Origin of the sequence: Pseudoalteromonas sp. SR44-5, assembly GCF_014163675.1 — a bacterium.
Lineage (GTDB): Bacteria > Pseudomonadota > Gammaproteobacteria > Enterobacterales > Alteromonadaceae > Pseudoalteromonas > Pseudoalteromonas rhizosphaerae.
This window is the reverse complement of the sequence record NZ_JACJDT010000003.1, coordinates 131,273-150,114: the sequence shown is the minus strand read 5'-3', so window position 1 is coordinate 150,114 and position 18,842 is coordinate 131,273. Positions and strand designations below refer to the sequence as shown.

General features: G+C 38.2%; 13 protein-coding genes. 9 read left to right on the top strand and 4 right to left on the bottom strand.

Going from position 1 to position 18,842, the window contains the following annotated elements; all coding sequences use genetic code 11:
- Positions 1-111: 111 nt before the first annotated feature.
- Positions 112-1,941, bottom strand: a complete 1,830-nt coding sequence (locus H5154_RS02680) for a metallophosphoesterase (protein WP_182717309.1) — start codon at positions 1,939-1,941, stop codon at positions 112-114.
- Positions 1,942-2,019: 78 nt separating this feature from the next.
- Positions 2,020-4,788, bottom strand: a complete 2,769-nt coding sequence (locus H5154_RS02675; protein WP_259398439.1) for a TonB-dependent receptor — start codon at positions 4,786-4,788, stop codon at positions 2,020-2,022.
- Positions 4,789-5,000: 212 nt separating this feature from the next.
- Between H5154_RS02675 and H5154_RS02670 the strand changes: the two genes are divergently transcribed.
- The 5 genes from H5154_RS02670 (at position 5,001) to H5154_RS02650 (ending at position 10,028) form a co-directional block, all read left to right on the top strand.
- Entirely contained in the window at positions 5,001-5,543 is a 543-nt protein-coding gene (locus H5154_RS02670) for an RNA polymerase sigma factor (protein WP_182717308.1), read from the top strand.
- Positions 5,544-5,603: 60 nt separating this feature from the next.
- A complete protein-coding gene (locus tag H5154_RS02665; RefSeq protein ID WP_182717307.1) occupies positions 5,604-6,479 on the top strand; it encodes a FecR family protein in 876 nt (291 codons plus the stop codon).
- 98 nt (positions 6,480-6,577) lie between these two features.
- Positions 6,578-9,445, top strand: coding sequence for a TonB-dependent receptor (locus tag H5154_RS02660; protein WP_182717306.1), 2,868 nt, complete (start codon positions 6,578-6,580; stop codon positions 9,443-9,445).
- 168 nt (positions 9,446-9,613) lie between these two features.
- Positions 9,614-9,766: a hypothetical protein gene (locus H5154_RS02655; RefSeq protein WP_182717305.1), complete on the top strand. Its 153-nt coding sequence runs from the start codon at positions 9,614-9,616 to the stop codon at positions 9,764-9,766.
- A gap of 76 nt (positions 9,767-9,842) precedes the next feature.
- Complete coding sequence (locus H5154_RS02650) at positions 9,843-10,028, top strand: hypothetical protein (protein WP_182717304.1); 186 nt, start codon at positions 9,843-9,845, stop codon at positions 10,026-10,028.
- A gap of 6 nt (positions 10,029-10,034) precedes the next feature.
- Here the strand turns inward: H5154_RS02650 and H5154_RS02645 are convergent, their stop codons facing one another.
- Positions 10,035-10,706: an FMN-dependent NADH-azoreductase gene (locus H5154_RS02645; RefSeq protein WP_182717303.1), complete on the bottom strand. Its 672-nt coding sequence runs from the start codon at positions 10,704-10,706 to the stop codon at positions 10,035-10,037.
- A 129-nt stretch (positions 10,707-10,835) separates the two neighbouring features.
- Here H5154_RS02645 and H5154_RS02640 point away from each other — a divergent pair, with 129 nt between their 5' ends.
- The 3 genes from H5154_RS02640 to H5154_RS02630 all read left to right on the top strand — a co-directional run bounded on the left by H5154_RS02640 (position 10,836) and on the right by H5154_RS02630 (position 16,165).
- Positions 10,836-11,684 (top strand): LysR family transcriptional regulator, encoded by an 849-nt coding sequence (locus H5154_RS02640; protein ID WP_182717302.1) that lies wholly within the window; start codon positions 10,836-10,838, stop codon positions 11,682-11,684.
- 385 nt (positions 11,685-12,069) lie between these two features.
- Positions 12,070-14,166: an ATP-dependent endonuclease gene (locus tag H5154_RS02635; protein ID WP_182717301.1), complete on the top strand. Its 2,097-nt coding sequence runs from the start codon at positions 12,070-12,072 to the stop codon at positions 14,164-14,166.
- Positions 14,159-16,165, top strand: a complete 2,007-nt coding sequence (locus H5154_RS02630; RefSeq protein WP_182717300.1) for a UvrD-helicase domain-containing protein — start codon at positions 14,159-14,161, stop codon at positions 16,163-16,165. Before H5154_RS02635 ends, H5154_RS02630 begins: the two co-directional genes overlap by 8 nt.
- 444 nt (positions 16,166-16,609) lie before the next feature.
- Here H5154_RS02630 and H5154_RS02625 read toward each other — a convergent pair whose 3' ends face one another.
- Complete coding sequence (locus H5154_RS02625; protein WP_182717299.1) at positions 16,610-17,221, bottom strand: LysE family translocator; 612 nt, start codon at positions 17,219-17,221, stop codon at positions 16,610-16,612.
- A 98-nt stretch (positions 17,222-17,319) separates the two neighbouring features.
- On the opposite strand from H5154_RS02625, the gene H5154_RS02620 reads away from it, so the two are divergent.
- Positions 17,320-18,222 carry a LysR family transcriptional regulator gene (locus H5154_RS02620; protein ID WP_182717298.1) on the top strand — a complete coding sequence of 301 codons (903 nt, stop codon included), beginning with the start codon at positions 17,320-17,322 and terminating at the stop codon, positions 18,220-18,222.
- The last annotated feature ends 620 nt before the right edge of the window (positions 18,223-18,842 follow it).

Below are 18,842 nucleotides of genomic sequence, written 5' to 3'. Positions count from 1 at the left end.
TAGAAGACGCGAGCATATTTTATGCTCGCGCTTTTATCTAACTAATACAACTACTGAGCTGTCTAGCCGCTGTAAACCCCCATTACATAATACAAATTATTAACGCCTAAGTTATTGTGATGCAGTATCCGCGGCACAGTTTTGCAACGACTTATTTTCTGACATATCAATAATCAAGCATTTATCTGGCAGCGCATGATTAAGGTTATCGTAAATACTAAATGCTTGAGTTAGGGCTGATTTTAGCTGACAAATGTTTTTACCTTTATTGTCACTACTTACAACACACCTTGTGTTGTTATTTAATAAGTTTGCCATTGTTTGATAAGTTTGCTGAGTTGTTTGGCTAATATCAGCAAACGCAAGCGTTCCAGCGTTACGCACTAAGTAAAAGTCGGCGATAAAATCGAGCACTGTTTTAGCCTGTAAGCCTTGGCGCTGTACTTTAGATAGCTGGCTATTATTGTTAAACAGAGCCGTGATCTCTAATAACGACATATTCAATACTTGCTCACGAAAGTCTTGTGGCCACTCACGAGGAATAAACCGCCACTTTGCCAAAGCTTGTAAGTGCATTTTGCTGTAACTGTGGTAGCTTTTGGCTGTCAAAATACGGTTATTCCACAGCTGCTCTGGGGCATTTTTGTTTAGATAGTCATACTCTTTTTGATAGGCGCTAAACAGTTGGTCAAACTGGGCAACGTTATCAATCGTAATCGTATCCACCTTTGCTGACAGTTTATTAAGTGTGACTAACTTATAAGCAGGGCGGTATGCCGCGATAGAAGGTGCTTGAATATTAAATAGGGTGTTATGCTCGCTCTCAATGACCGTTGTGTCGTTCATGTGCATGTGCCCGCCAATGTGCAGTTTCAAACCAGTTTCGGCGAGTAATTTCCGAGTATCACGACTAGGCTCTCTGGCTAACTGAAAAGCCGTATCACCAAACAGTGATTTAATCGACTGCGTTTGGCCATCGTAAAACTCCCCCATCGGAAAATGGCTAAACGCGACTAAGGTTTTATGTTGCTCTTTCGCGCGTTTAACAACATTGGTGATCCATTTCATCAAATAAGGTTTTTCAGTCAATACTTTGTTATAACCCGCATTGCCAGATCCTTGAAACACTAACGTGCCATTTTTAAACTCAGGAACATACACATTCGCATCAATTGCCAATAGCCAAAGCCCAGTGACAGGCTCTACTAAGTAGCTGGTATCGGGGACTTGTTTACAACGTGCTTTATTATTCTTCGCGCATTGCGAATAACTACGTTCAACCAGCGATACCTGCTCACCAAATGGCGTTTCCCAGAGTAAGTCGCGGCTATCTGGCTGCAAACCAAACGGTGCCATTATCTCTACAAGCTCTTGATAACCAGCATGCGCGATTTTATCGCTGCATACTAATGAGTGATTATCTTTAGCTACATGTTCACAACGAGGATGATCGGTTGAATAAATACCAATTTGCTGACCTTTAGAACCCAAAAAGTCTGATTTTCCGCCGGCGGTTTTAAATGGCCGAACCGGATCATGATTACCTGGAATAGCAAAAAAACGCATACCGTACTTTTTTGCATAATCGTCTAGTATCGTTTTTAAACCATTAAGATGCACAGGTTGGCCATCATCAGTAAAATCCCCAGGCAGGGCAACTAGTTTTACGCCTTTAGCGGCAATATCATCAAGGGTGGCGATTAACGCAAAGTAGTTTTCATTAAATAAGCGAGTTGAATGAATTTGCGCCTGCATGCTGCGAATGCTCACCGCATCCTTTGCTTTATCGACTGGTATGCCCGCAAACCCCGCATCAGAAAAGTCCCCATAAATATCGTGAAAGTGAATGTCGGGCACAAAGGCTATTTGGGTGTTTGTAGCCGGCGCAGCAAAAAGCGGTGTACTGCTCAAACAAATGAGCAATGAAATGAGAAACTTCATTTTAAATATCCTGTGACTGGAACACTTTAAACAAAAAAACGGAAGCAAAATGCTTCCGGTTATTAGCTTTATAATATATTAAAATATAGCGCGAACACCTAATGCAAAGCGTCTTCCAGAGAACTCATACATTGATGGGAAAGCTGGATCTAATGTATATCCTTTAGTCGCTTCATCGGTAATATTAATGCCCTCTAATGTGAATTTTACTGAATCATTAATGCTGTAACCAAATGAGACATCTGTTTGACCATACGCATCACGATAAACTGGATACATATCACGCTCAATGTACTCTACGTATTTGTCTTTATAGTTATATGAAATACGCGCATCAAAGCTTTCATTTTCATAATAAAAAGTCAGGTTGTAGGTTTCATCTGCAAGCCCCTCTGGCGGGGTAGGGATACCTAAGTCAGATGCACCCGTTAAGGAGTTATTTAATGTCGTGTAGTTAGCATTGACACCAAAACCTTCTAACATGCTACTAAAACGAGCAAATGGAATTTGTGCAATAAACTCAACACCACTAACATCATACGAGCCTTCGGCATTCACTTTTTGATAAACATCAAAATCATAAACACCGTCAACAGTACCATTATCATTGTACTTAGTTACGCCATTAACAACACCAGTGAGTGATTCACGTACGACGCCTTCAATTTCTTTTTCAAAGTAAGAAACCGCTAATAAGCCGCCATCTTCTAAATACCACTCCAAGCCCAGTTCCCATTGATCAGCATAGGTTGGTTTTAAATCAGGGTTACCATCGCGATATTTAAACTCACTTAAGCTCACTGTACGTTTATAAGCGATATCCGTTAATGATGGACGCATAAGCGTTTGTGATGCCGCAGCACGTAAAACTAAGTCATTATTAAGCTCAAGGGTAAAGTTAATACTTGGCAGTACTTCAGTGTAACCACCACTTTTAGAGACTGGTGTTGACGTATAAGATGTTGAGCCATCATCATTTTGTACTTGGTGATAACCTGATGAATCAACTTTAGTATCAATATAACGCACACCGGTATTCAAGGTTGCGGGCATATCGCCAATATCAAAAGCAAAATCAGCCATTGCATAAATAGCCGTGGTTTTTTCTTCTACTTGATAATATTGGTCTGGTTCGAAATCAACACCAAAGCCTTCATATCTAAGTTGGTTACGAGCATAACGATTAGAAATTTGACTCCAACCTTGTTTAGACGGTACGTCAGATAGATACTCGCCACCATTAACCAAATCTGAAATATTAGTTAGTTCACTGTCAGCTAACGTACGCGTGCCTACCCAAGAGGTATCACCTACTGATGGACCTGTTGCTCGGTTAGTACCATAATTACGCTCTTTTGATTTGTCGGTATACCGCGCCCCAAACTGCAACTTGGTTAACGCAGGGAAGGAATCTAAGCTAAATTGGCGAGAGAAATCCAATTGAGCAGCATATTTATCATCTGAGATTGCTTCAAGATTAACTTCGTTATAGTCAAATAAATAAGCCTCAGGTGAGTTATACATATCAAATGTATCAGGATTATTACTTGGTATAGTTTCTGCGCCTGTGCTGGTATAACGTGAACGTGTTGCACGATAGGCTGTATGTTTTAAATTAGTGGATTCGGTTGTTTTATCTGCGCCACTATAACCCACTAAACCGTATATATCCCAGTCACCTACAACCCAGTCCATTGCAATGCTAAATTGTTGGTAGTCAGTATCACTACTGTGTTCTTTACTTAAAAATTCGTGTTGAGTAGCCGCATAGTCAACGTCGGTTAGAACAGTGATACCGTAATCACCTAGCGTAGAGCTATCATATTGATTAATGCGTTCTAAAGAGCTAACACTTGATGCGGCATAAGCGGATGCATCATATTCGTCTTCATGATCATCAAAATTACCCAGTAAGCCATCAAAGGTTAAGCTAAATTCGCTGCTAGGTTTATATTGTAATGATAGTGTTGCACCCCATTTTTCTTGCTCTGTTAAGTATGAACGATCGCCTACTTTATTTAAAAACACCACGCGGCTTGTTTCATCACTATCAAAGCGATCATTAATTGTTATACCGGTATCACGCTCTAATACGTCCGCAGCTTGGTCAGATTGCCATTGCGATGAGCCTTTCTTTTCTAAAAATCGAGAAAGGGGGCGAAAATCGATCCCTGAGTTACTATCAGTACGATTAGTCCGTTGAGAGAATGCAAACGAGGCAAGTGCCCCCCAATCACCAAATATATCACTGGCTAAAAAGGTTAGTTTAGGATCTGATTTTTCTGATATTTCGTTATAAGCCCCTTCGACCGATGCCACTAACTTACGGCCGTCATAATCAAATGGTCTTGCTGTTGTGATTGCGACTGAACCTGCAATACCGCCTTCTTCATCCGCAGCCGTTGATGATTTTTTTACAGTAACACTTTGAATAATTTCAGAGGCAAACATATCAAATTCAACATCACGTCCGCCACTGCCCGATGCCGTAGCAAGATTATTGATTGATACGAACGTAAATTCACTCGGTAAACTACGTACATTCACCTTTTGACCTAAGCCCTTATTACGCTCAATAGTCACCCCTGGCATACGCTGTAGCGCTTCGGCTAAGTTTTGCTCAGGAAAATCCGCAATATCTGAAGCGACTATCGAATCAGAAAAGCCAATATTACTACGTTTTAAATCAATCGCTTGCTCTAAGCTTTTAATATAACTACCGGTTACGACGATTTGCTCCATCGCTTGATCTTCTTTTTCAGTTTCTTGTGCATAGCTTGGTGCTACAAATAACGAGCTAAGTGCTAATGCTAACGGTGATAGAGTAAAAATTCGCTTAGTCATCATGTTGGTCCTGTTGTATGTATTACGACTTTAAATTGATTTCACTTCTAATGACGGTGCAAAAATTTAATAGGGGACGTATTTATTTGATGAAGTTTTTATGTCGGTTTTGCGACAGCGCGCTCATAAAAATGTCATCAAATGATCACATCAATATCCACTTTTTTGCTCTAGTATGGCGCCTAATTAAAGGAAAATGCTGTAAATACAATAAAATGATATCGCAAACACAACCGCCTCTATCGCTTGCAAGCAAGCAAAGTCAATCTCATCGACCATTGGTTAAATGTTTTATTGCGAATCAAGATGCATTAAAAAGTTTCTTTCGTCGGGCGGTTGGTGAACAAGCCGATGCGGACGATTTATTTCAAAAATTGTTGCTCAAAGCATTAAAAATAGAATGTACCGATCATATTGATAACCCACTAGCGTATGGTTATCGGATGGCACATCATTTAGTGATTGACCATCACAAAGAGCAAAGTAAATATCCCGAGTGCCTAGAGCATGAGCCATTAAGTACAGAGCTTTCCCTTGAAAACTTACTCGACCATGAGCAACGACTGCGTTTATATCAACAGGTACTCACACAAATGCCTGCGCTACGTCGTGATGTGTTTACTCGAAGGCGGTTACATGGCGAAAGCCGCCAACAAATAGCGCAAAGCTTAGGGTTCTCAGAAGAAGCGGTAAAAAAGCATATTTCCCGCGCGATGGATATGCTCAAAGACGCAATCAGCGAATTTATTGCCGACTAAGTGTCCCCTTAATGAACGTTAAGTCGTTATATCAATAATAGAGATAGATAGAGAAATAACATGGTCACCTCATCCAAACATGACGATGAAAATAAAGATCCACTTAAGCAAGCGATTTGGCAAGATGCCGCACTCATTGCAGCATTACAAAAATTAGACTCACAAACACAAGTGAATCAGCCAACACAGGCAGAACCTAGCCAAGAAAAGCCTTTTTGGTTGTGGGGAAGTGCGCTTGCAGCCAGTATTATTGTGGCCGTGGTTGGCGTTATGCAATTAAGCTCAGAGGTAACCCCTGAAGCTTCTTCGCTCGTTGCTGCACAACAGTATTTTGCCACTGAAGCCACTGATATTACTTTGTCAGATGGCTCTGAAGTTGCATTAAATACACACACTAATTTGCAATTTAATGAAAACGATAAAGCCAGACAAGCAACCCTGAGTAAAGGCGAAGCTTATTTTTCAGTAAAACGTGATGAACATCGCCCGTTCACCATCAATACCGGTAACGCAACAATAAGCGTATTAGGCACCGCTTTTAATATCGATAAAACCCTACGCGAAACCACAATTGATGTGTTTCATGGCAAGGTGGCGGTAACCACACCAGATAACGCACAGCGAGTAGAATTAGTAAAAGGGCAGCGAGCTCGCGTTCATAATAATCATATTATTGTAAGTACATTTAAAGCACAGCAGCCTGATTGGCAACTTGGCTGGCTTGATTTAGAAAATGTCACCATTAATGATGCTATTTTTCAACTTAATCGCTATACCGACAAACCATTAGTTCTGAGTAATGTGGATGCTAACTTACGAGTCAGCGGTCGTTTTAAAACAACCGATGTCGTTGGCGCGGCATCTTTAATCGCGCAATTAAACCAGCTTGAGGTTAATCGCTTTGACGACAGTATTGTATTGTCGCCAACAAACTAGTTTGAGCATATTTTTGCAGTTGGTGGCATTGTCATAAATTGTTCATTTATATTCTGCACACTGTCGTTTTATTAATGAAGTAGCAAGGCCGTTCATAGATGTTACGTATAAGCAGTTTTTTATGTGTAGCACTCTCGATTTTTTCTATTGCAGCTGATGCCGCAACGGCCAGTTTAATAGAGCAATTAACTGACCTATCTAAACGGTTTTCCACTGCGATAATATACAACACCTCATTACTAGCAGGCTTAACCGTTGAGCCCAGTACTCAAACCACACTTGAGCAAACTCTTGATTTATGGCTGACTCCTAGGCAATTAAGCTGGCAAAAAACCGCTTCTGGCATCGTTATTTTTCAAACCGCAACATCAGTACCAGCACCGGCAATATCAATACCCGAAACTAACAATACGCAGGTGCTTGAAGAAGTAACAGTAACCGAGTCGTTACCCACACCATCCAATGGTGATGCCTATAACCACAATTACCAACAAGCAATTAACTACGCCCAACAAATAAAGAGTAACTATGTAGGGCAAAGCGAAATAGCTGTAGGCGCAATGCTCAATCAACTGCCAGCTGAAAATCTTGCCGAGGCACTACAAGCAGTACCCGGTATAAGCATTACCCGCGATCGCGGTGAAGCCCTTAATATTAATGCCATGGGATTGGGTGCGGAATATCAATTAACGCTGTTCAATGGTCATCGCCTTGCAAATACCGAAAACGTTCGTAACTCAAACCAATATGGGCAACAACATCGCTTTGATATATTTAGCGCTGGGTTATTTTCAAATATCGCGGTTTATAAAACTTCAAATTCAAGCCTTCCTAGTGGTGCAGTAGGCGCTACCGTTAACTTGCTCAGCGATGACCCCCTTGCTTATCAAGACAATAACCTACAAGTTATGCTCACCACCGCTGCGCTTGAAGGTGAACAAAACCTTCAACCAAGCTTTGGATTAACAGGCAATGCCAAAACAGCAGATGGTGACTTAGCTGTGATGGTAAAAATGAACTATGAAAACCGTCTGCAACGTCAGTTTCAGTTTGAAACCTGGCACTGGGGAGAAAATGGCGGCGCACCGCAGCCTTACCAATGGCCTGATATTAATAAAAACATCTTGGTGCCTACAGATGGCTTAGCACTGACCATAGAAAACGAAGATCGCACTCGCGCAACATATTATGGCGCTTTAGCCTGGCAAGCTACTGAGCGTTTAAAGCTTAATACTCTGTGGTTTAGATCAGATACTGACTTTTCGTTTGATGAGCACCGTATTTCAATTAACCCACAAAGTCAGTCAGCTCAAGCACAGGTTAACGATGAAAATAATAGCTTAAACCAATTTGTGTTTAACGATGTAAATGCCAAAACAAGCCGTGAAGAATCCAACTTATATTATGCCAACCAAACCATACAAGTTGATGCTAACTGGCAACCAAGTGCGCATTTACCCTTAACGCTTTTGCCATTTTACAGTAGCAGTAAAGCAAACAGTAAAACCAAAGAACCTATCTCTCGCGTTCATGGGGCTATTTCGCCTATGCAGGCAGACGTTGTTTTACAAAATACATCGGTTGATAGCTTTAATTTTGCAGGCAACCTAGGGTTGGTAAGTAGCTACTCACATATTAATCAAATGAGCAAACGCACTATTAATGTGCTTAATGAAGTGGACGAGTGGGGCATTGATAGTCATTGGAGTCGTGAAAATTATTGGGGCTTACAAGCGCTGGATATCGGCTTTTTACATTCAACCCAACATTATGACTACACCCGCAAAGATATAAGTTTATCCCCCTTAGCTTTAGAGCAACTACCGAATCTAGATGGTCGTTGGCTTGAACCAATCACTAATAAATTTTCAGCTGAGTTTATGAACGCAGATGTACAGCCTTGGCTAATCCCAAAAAGTGACCTTTTTCAACTTTATGATATTGATTTATCGTTCGCTGAAATGAGTGATAGTGACCGATTAAATAGTTACAAAGTAAGCTTTGTATCAAAGGAAGGATACATCTCTTCAAAGTGGCAATTTGAGCAAGTAACGTTAAGCACAGGCTTGCGATACAGCAATACATTAAGTGAAACAAAAGGCTCGCAGCTTGCAACAACAGGGGAATTAGCGCCCATCAATAGCAGCAATAAAGATAACACTTGGTTACCGTCCGTTAATTTAAAATGGCAGCCTTCGCAATTTTGGCAATGGCGAGGGGGCTTTAGCCGCTCTTTAAATCGGCCAAATTACTCTGATTTAAACCCAAAACTGCATATAAACTCAGGTGGTTTACCTTATGCAGAGCTGGGTAACCCCAATTTACACCCAGTTATAGCCAATACCAGTACGCTCTCTGTTAACTGGCAACAAGCAGATTTAAACGCGCAATTGCTGGGCTTTAACCACCACATGAATAACTTTATTGTTGAGCAAGCAGCAAGCTTAAATTATCAAGGCCTGCAATATAACTCATTGCAACGTACTAACGATGGCAAAGCCAAGATAAATGGCTTACAAGCAAGTAGCCAGTGGCAGTTACCGATATATAGTCCATGGTTTCTACAAAGCCAATTATCAGCAAGCATAACCCATATAAACAAAGCTGATGTAAGCACCTTCGCTGGCAATCACTTTAAAGTTGAAGGAGTCTCTGACTGGACAGGTAACCTGCGCTTTTTGGTCAGTGATAATAAATGGCAAGCTGCATTTAATATTAATTACCGCAGTGAGTTTCTTGAACAACGCGATATTAGTAATAATGCCGACACTTATGTTGCGGCTTACACCAGCACTGACTTAAGCTTCAGCTGGTTTTACTCAGCCAATGCCAGCCTGCGCTTAGACATGTTTAACGCCACCAATGAAACACTCACCCGCACAGCTAAAACCGACTATGCGAGTTCATTAATGAAAGCAGAAGAATTTGGCCGCCGTGTGGTAGTTAGCTTGTCATTAAGAATATAAGTTTTTGAATTTACCACACGTAAACAAAGATCGCTTTTGTAAACCCCCATTACGTTTTGAGTAAAAATAATACAAGCAACTAATGTTTAAAGCTAGCTTATGCAAACCCAGTAGCCGCTGAGTTAATGGCTTGCTAGTATCGAAATGATACATAACGATAATTACCTCATGCAATCCTCAAAAAAAGACGAAGATGGCCCAAATACACATGTTTTATATAGCCAAAGTGAAGGTGGCATAAATTGGGGTGAGTTTAAATCGGTATTAAATAAAGCAGGCACGTCACTAAATGGCGTTATTGAACAGGATTTAAAAGCCTAACAACCGGCCTTTTAGTAAATATGTTAGCGATGAGCTAGAGCCTAGCTGGTTTATCAATAAAGCAAACAACGTGGTTATGACTTTTCGTGACCAACAAACTCTACCGACCATGCAGTATCAAGGTAAATACAAACGCATTGGTTACAGCTACCCAAAAAGTTATATTTGGCAAAAGAGCTTATTTATAAGCTGCGCAGTTAACAAAGAAGACATAGCCGTAACAAAGCTAGACTTAGCGCAGTTTCAGGAAGCCGTTAAATAAGAGCTTTCAAGCAGCAACATAACTGAGATGCAGCGCAAGCTCTTTAGCTCGACTGTAAGCATTTTCTAGTGATTGTTGATGACGAGTATCGGCAAACTCTTGATACTCACAGGCAATTTCATGAATTGTGCTCACGCCTAAATATTTGCTCAACGTACGTAAGTGCGGCACTAAATGGCTCATATGCTCACGAATACCACCTTGCTCAAAACCAAACTCACCGCTTGAGGTGATCACAACCAAAGTCTTACCGCCAAGTAAAGGCAGCAGCGGAAAGTTTCCACGGGCCAGATCAAAATCAAAAGTTTTGTTGATCCTAACAACTAGATCAAACCAGGCTTTCAGCTGCGCTGGCATACCGTAGTTATACATAGGCGAGGAAATCACAATAATGTCAGCACCAGCAATTTCTGCAATGAGTAAGTCTGACAACGCCAGTAACTGCTTTTGCTCATTAGTCTTTTTATCATCAGGAGTAAATACCGCACCTATCCAGTCTTGGGTAATAAAAGGCGGCGGATTCACACCTACATCACGATAAATATACTCATCTATGCTTTGCTGCTGAGTAACGCTCTCTATAAAACGCTTAGCAATATTTTTAGAGATTGAATCGTGATCTGGATTGTCATTTTTAACGGCTCTGATGCTTGCATCAATGTGTAGTAGGGTGGTCATGCTGTTTATCCTGTTAGTAATTGTGCGGTCATCATCCAACTAACAGAGGCTTTTCACAAACGAGTTAACCTCACCTATAAATAAGTTATACTCATCTATAGTCAATTTTATTATTTGCCAATATCACTTATGCTAGTATCACTACAAGCGCTTAAAGCCTTTGAAGCTGCGGCGCGTTTAGGCAGCTTTAAAGCCGCCGCTGATGAACTATCACTCACGCCAACCGCGATTTCACACCATATAAATAATCTTGAAAGCCGTTTAAATGTGGATTTATTTTACCGCCAAGTAAGAAAGATCACTCTCACTCCCACTGGTGAATATTTAAGTGCGGCCACAAGTGACGGCTTTAACCGCATCGACCAAGCACTGGCAACTGTGCAAGCCACAGGGGCAACAGTTAAAATAACCACCACCTCGTCACTGGCCGCCCTGCGCTTAATACCCGCATTGCAGGAATTATCTATAAACCAGCCTAATCTTGAGGTAGATATATCAACCAGTGAAGCCGTTGATAAACAATTACACACATTACCCATTCGCTTTGGCCAGCAGCGCAATATAAACGCAGATGACATTATAAAAACCGAACATTTTAACCTGTTTGGCTCATACAAAGCCGCCGATATCCCATGGCAAAATGGCCCTGTTACGCTGTATACCACAAAATGGAAAAACAACGCCCTGAGTGAGCCACCACTTAAACAATGGCTTACTCAAAACAACTTAGATCCTGCGTTATTTATTATCAAAACCTTTGACCAAGAGCTATTTGGCATTCAAGAAGCTATGGCAGGCTCAGGACTGGTGTTTTGCTCAACCACTCTTGTGCAACGACTTTTAAACACCGAGTTACTTAAAAACTTTAATACTCACGCGGTTGAATCTGAGTTTTGCTACTACATACCGAATAAACAGCGCTTTCAAACCCGAGATACACGCCTAGTTTTAGAATGGGTGGAAGGGCTGTTGAATTAGTGATACTAGTTAGGTTAGTAGTGACATAAATTCACAGTTTATTGTGAATTTAGGTGATTCTGAGCCTGTTTTGACATTAATTCACAGAATACTGTGAATTTTTGATTGGCACTCAAAAGCCACAATAAAATGAATATGGTAGCTAAAAGTAGGGGTTGTTGCTTTATCATTTCGGTTTAGAATTTAACCGATATTTTTAAGCGAGTTAATTTCAGTAGTTAGTCACCAAAAACACTAAATCACCGAACATCATTCTACAGTTTTAAGAGATTAACTAGCACCTTAATAATAAGTTTAGATTGATACTTACAATAATAAAATCATGAAGTTATTTTAAAGTCATCTATATTTTTATAGTCATTATAATTCTTATAAGGAAATCGGAATGTTTCTTAAGGAACTTCAATTAACTAATTTCAGAAAATTTGAAAGCTTAAAAGTCAACTTTCAAAAAGGCTTAAATGTACTTGTTGGTGAAAATGATTCCGGCAAAACCACTATAGTTGATGCGATTCGTTATATATTAAATACAAAAAGTTTTGAAAACATTCGATTTGAGCCAAGAGATTTTTATAAACCAACTAAAGTTACAGATGGTGACCCGCAACCTAAAAGAGCTGAAATATTTACCATTACCGCGATTTTTTCTGATTTTAAAGATCAAGAAGCTGCTAAATTTATTGAGTGGGGTTATTTCTGTGAAGAAAAGGAATTTGAGTTAAGGTTATTTCTAAAAGCAAAATTACTAGATAACGATAGAATTACTTGGGATATAAAAGCTGGTCCTTTAGGTGCAGAATCTCAGATGGATGGTGATGCAAAAGCTTTGTTGCAAGTTACGTATTTAAAGCCTTTACGAGACGCAGAAGCCGAAATGACGCCAGGTTATCGTTCGCGTCTTGCACAGATATTGCAGAGCCACGATAGTTTTAAAAAAGTAACAGGGGTTGATGGCCAGTACGAAAAACATGAATTGGAAAATATTATTGAAAATGCCAACACTGAAATTTCTACGTTTCTGAGCAGCGTTAAAACTACAACAACCAATTCCTCAAGCATAATTGAAAGTATTAACTCCTACATTAAGAATTTTCGCCAAATAGATGATAAACGAGAAGCATCCGTAAAAATTGCAGATCCTGAATTACACAAGATACTAAAAACTCTAGGCTTAGAACTTGAAGAAAATAGCTCTGGATTGGGTACACTCAATAAACTTTTTATGGCGGCTGAGTTACTGCACCTTGAAACAGACCCTTTTGATACTTTACAGCTTTGTTTGATAGAAGAATTAGAAGCTCATTTACATCCACAAGCTCAGCTGCGAGTAATTAGCGCTCTAAAAGACATTAGCGGAAAAAATAGCAATCAATTTATTTTAACCACACATAGCACAACAATTGGTGCATCTATTAGTCTAGAGAATCTAATTTTATGCCGAGGGCAAAATGTATATCCAATGTGGCAAGGGCAAACCGAGTTAGATATAGGTGATTATAAATTTCTGCAACGGTTTTTAGATTCAACCAAAGCAAATATGTTTTTTGCACGTGGCGTCATTATGGTAGAAGGCGATGCCGAAAATATCTTAATACCCACTATTGCTGAATTAATTGGCAAACCGTTACATAAATATGGGGTTTCAATTGTCAATGTTGGTAGTACCGCATTTTTACGCTACTCAAAAATATTTCAAAGAAAAAATTTACACGAACAGAATTTACCTGAATTAGATTTACCCGTATCAGTGATCACCGATTTAGATATTCCCGCAATTGAATATTTCGATAGTGAACAGAAAGATAAACCTGAGTATTATCAAATTAAAGAAAATGTCTTAACAGATACTAATGAAAGTTCTCATTGTTTAGAAAGTATTCATAACAATATTTATACAACTTTAGATGACTTAAAAGCAGCGGTAAAATCCGCAATCGGTCAAACCACTATGCCTAAAGGGTTAAATACTCAAATCGCAAATTGGAAAATAAAACTCGATGCAAACAATATCCAAGACATTAGAGCCGCTAAATCGCAAACCCTAAAACGTAAATTCGACAGCCAAAATATTAAAGTATTCACCAATAAAAACTGGACGCTAGAATATGATTTAGCCTGTAGTGAAGAATTGCGAGATAATTTTGCTTTAGCGGTTCAAATAGCTAAAAAAATCAAATCATCAGAAAGCTATTTTAATGAGTTATTTTATGAAAATGGCAAGTTTCAAATACCCAACGAGATATATATAGAAGATGTTCAAGCTAAAACCTCTGAAGATATTGCTTATCACATATTCAAACCGTTTGTTGATTCAGCAAGCCCATCAAAAGCCGTTACCGCGCAAATATTTTCTGAAATATTAGAGTTAAAAAAAGACAACCTAGTTGATATCTTAAAACATGATAGTTATTTAAAATACATTATTGACGCCATTGACTATGCGTGTGGAAAATTTAACGAGGAAGAACAAGCAAATGATTAAATTCTCTTTTACTGATGAAGAAATACAGTCAGCGTGCAAAGAACTTGGCTTACCTGAAAACACTTTTGAAGATAAAACCAGTGAGCGGCGAAAAATAATAGATTGTTGGAATGATGCTAATATTATCGCTTGTCCGGGTAGTGGTAAAACCACAGTCCTACTAGTAAAACTTTTATTGCTATCACAGCGCATGCCATTTGAAGATGGTAGTGGTATTTGTGTATTAACCCATACAAATGTGGCCATTGATGAGATAAAAAACAGACTGGGCAACAAAGTAGATCTTTTATTTAAGTACCCTAATTTTTTCGGCACAATTCAGAGTTTTGTTGATAAGTTTTTAGCATTGCCTGCTTTTAGATTACACCCTGAGACAGCTAATTCCACTTTCATAAAATTTGATAACGGTACTATTAAAAAACTAAAAATAAATGCATTCTATAATATTGGTTTTGGAAAGGGTGATAAGAAAACGTTATGCAATTATTTGTATGGTCAAGCTAATCAGGATCCTGCTTCAAAAAAATTAAATGGTAAACAAAAGACAGAGAAAGCTATTGAACTGCTAAATTCCCTAGAGTTTACCTTGTTAGATAATATAATCCGACGCCCTAATGGAAAAACCTTTTTAAAAGATGTTAATAACGAAAAATATCAAGCTATAAGAGTTATTTGTTTTGATATTTGGAGACGTGGGATTCTTAGCTTTGACGATGCTTTTAATTTTGCAAATTGGTATTTGACAGAACACTCAATTTTAATTAAAAACATTATATCAAAACGATTTAGTTTGTTGTTCGCAGACGAGATGCAAGACACTCAACTACATCAAATGGACATTATTAGTTCAGTATTTAACGAAGCTGTTACCAAGCAATATTTTGGTGATCCAGACCAAGCCATTTTTAATGGGTTTTCAGATGAAAAGTCAGCATGGAGGGACAATATAGTGGGATTTGAAAGATTAGCTATTTCTGACAGTAAAAGGTTTGGTAATGAGATAGCTGCATGTATTAATCCTTTCAAACAAGTGTTACCAAGCATTTCAGGTAATACACAAAAACAGTCACTTCAACCAACAATTTTATTGTTTGATCAATCCGAACAGGCGGTTGGTTTATTTGTTAAACAAATACACAACCACAAGCTTTTAGATAATGATTGGAGAAGCACTTCTGCGCGCTTTAATTTAGTAGGTTCTGTTGGAAAAGCGCCTGCAGAAGATACCAAATTAACCATTAATTCCTACGTTCCAAATTATTCTAAAGAAGCAACTAAGCGAAAAACCAATTTCGACAATCTCATTTCATATTTTCAGAAAAGACCTGCGGAAGAAACAAAGCAATTTGGCACAAAAGTGTATTATGAGCTTTTTGTTAACGCGCTTGTGGCAATGCTGAATTTAATGCCGAATAATCAATATACAAAAAGCAAATTGTTGGCAGAACTAAAAGAAAACAACCCTGAGTTTTTAACCGCCTTTAATCTTTTTATTTTTAACTGTATTCAACAGATTGAAACAGATACCATTTTACCAATTGATGTAAAAACAAAGTTCATCAATTTATTAACCCAATATAACTATCAAATTCCGCAAAATACTTCTTTCATAAATGAAAACCAGATCAATTCAATTGACGCCTTTACACAAAAAAATAATGTAATAGTTGAAGACGGAATAGAGATAAAGGTCGGCACAATTCATTCCATAAAAGGTGAAACACATATGGCGACATTGTTGGTTGAAAATGAAAACTATGGTGCCAGTGAATCGTCTTACTTTTGGGATCATAAATCAGGTAATGATTTATTTTGCCCTAACAATACTTATAAAAGACCAAAAACATCTTATGCTCAATTAGAGCAGCGCCTAAAAACAACTTACGTAGCCATGAGCCGACCGACACATTTATTATGTGTAGCCGTACAGAAATCAAAGGCAAGTTGTCCGACATGCCAGCCAGATAAAAAAGCCAGTTGTAAATGGAAAGTAGTATGAAATTTCACAGGAGAACTTGAAGCCAACTAGGTACAAAATATTGGGTTTAGCTGCACTTTACCCAACCTATCGTAGCTAAAACCTTTCCCCTTTAACCTTTTATCTTGCAACTCAGCTGTAAACCCCCGTTACATTTTGATTAAAAAAGCCACATACTATTTATTAGTATGCGGCTTTTTAGCAATTTTAATACTCAACTTTGAGAATGTTTTAGAGTATATTTAGTGAAAAATCTCAGTAATTAGTTATATCAACATAAATTGAACTATAAAATCTGAAATGCTATAAATCTATCAACTCATATGATTTACAACGCACTTAGTGAATTAAGCATAAAACCGATTAAAATAGAGTTATTGCTATTTCTAATATCAATATAAGTTGAATCCCATAAAAAATAAAAATAGTTCACTTGTATCTTTATGGTTATGGTTATGGTTATGGTTATGCAATGAGCGTTAACCCAAATGCTATTAGCCCTAAGGCACAAACTTGATTGATTTTTCGGCCAAATCGTTCAAAAAAACCAATGGCTTTACTCGAAGTAACAAAAAATGATACTAAGTAAAACCAAGCTATGTGTAACAACACTATATACAACCCACAAAGCAGTAAAAAGAATAAATTGTTATCACTTCCCTGTGTTATTAATTGACTAAATACACTAAGAAAAAACAATACTGTTTTAGGATTGAGTGTATTACAAAGAAAACCCTGCAAAAAACATTTCACAAAGTTGTTATCCAAAGGCTTTTTATCTTCACCTTTAGCCATAATTAATTTAGAGCTAAATAATCCAGTGAAACCAAGATAAATTAAATATGCTGAACCAGCGTATTTTAGTATATTGAAAGCAGTTTCATTCTGTGAAAATAAGTAACTTATTCCAACTATTGAATAAGTCACGTGAATACAAACACCAACCCCAATACCTATGCCAGTAACAACCCCAGCTTTACGCCCTCCAATAACACTATTTTTAAAAACCAAAACAAAGTCTGCTCCCGGACTTATAACGATTAATAAAGCTAACACTACAAAACTTACGATTTCCATACCTGTTCCTATTTACATATAATCGATATCCATTGTAATGAATAATAAGCAGGTTATAATCGAAAAAAACACATAGCTAGTGTGAGTAAATTTCACAGATGAGACACCTTAAAGCCTTTCACGTTTTCCATATTACAGCAGAGTCTTCTAGCTACAGTGAAGCTGCTGATAAGTTACACATAACTCACGGAGCGGTGAGTAAACAAGTAAAATTATTAGAAACTCACCTGTCTCAATGTCTATTTTACAAGGAAGGCAGAAATATGCGGCTTACATCCAAAGGAAAATTACTTAAGCAATACACAAATAAAGCTTTTGAAGCATTAGATACAGGAGTTAAGAAATTAACGATAGCAGCGGATAATTACCTCGAAGTTTCTTGTGAACCAACACTCACCATGCGCTGGCTAATGCCTCGGATCTCTAATTTCTATAAAATCTCAGATATTGATATACGATTGTCGACAGCTGGGGGGCCTATTTTTTTAGGCGAGTCAGGGCTATCAATGGCAATCCGACGAGACGACTTTGATGTTCCTACTCACCATGTTAAAAATAAATTAGTTGAAGAGTGGGTTGGGCCAGTGATGTCTTTCCAATATTGGGAAAGGTTTAAAAATAACCTAGCAAATATAACCCTACTCCATAGCAAGACGCGTATCCATGCATGGAAAAGCTGGCTAAGTGCATCAAACTTTAATATTCAGCTAAATAACAATAACCAATCTTTTGATCATTTTTACTTTTGTTTGCAGGCTGCTGCTGATGGTTTGGGGGTTGCAATCGGGTCATTTCCTTTAGTTGCTGATGATCTCAATCATGGAAGACTCATAGCACCTTTTGGTTTTATCAAATCAGGCCATAATTACGTTCTACTTCAACAATCACAAAAGCAAGGAGTCAAAGAAGAGCAATTCCAAAAATGGCTAGAAGTAGAACTGTCAAAGTGTATTCCAGATGAAGACGGGATGAAGCCTTGCTTTTTACCTGCTTCTATTTAATCTACTTATCATAGTAAAGTTTAACTTATTGATAATATTAACAATCTTATTTTTAGTTATGAACTATCTATTAGTTGCCTTAACACTACCACTCAACATTTGTTAAGGTAAAATAAAGTGACTGTCTTTAGACTTTGTGAGAACGCTCTGCTAAGGTTGGGCTGTTTTTAGCTGAGACTTACGGGCAAGAAGTTTCAAGGTTTAACACCTTCTTCACAGATTACTTATCTTTTCTTGTAATTGGCACTCCAGCCCCTGAATCTGTCAGTGTAGATTACGATAAAATAATGAACATTATTGAAGATTAATGATGTCCATTATAATGATAAAATTCAAAAATCCAGTAAATAGAACAATGCAAGATATCGAGTCGGACTATTATTTTTTTGGGTAAGCTCGTTATGACATTACAACAATACGGCAAGCACCTGATGAAAATGGAGTTATATCCTTGATGAATATCAAAGCCTGTTGCAGTCGCTGTAACCGAAAATAAAAGAGTGTGAATATGGTCACAAATTAAAAATAGAACACTGCGTAGTTCACCGAATGTTAATCATCAGTCGTCCTGTAAACAAACACTTATAAATATGTTACTTTGCTCCCTGATATAATTAATA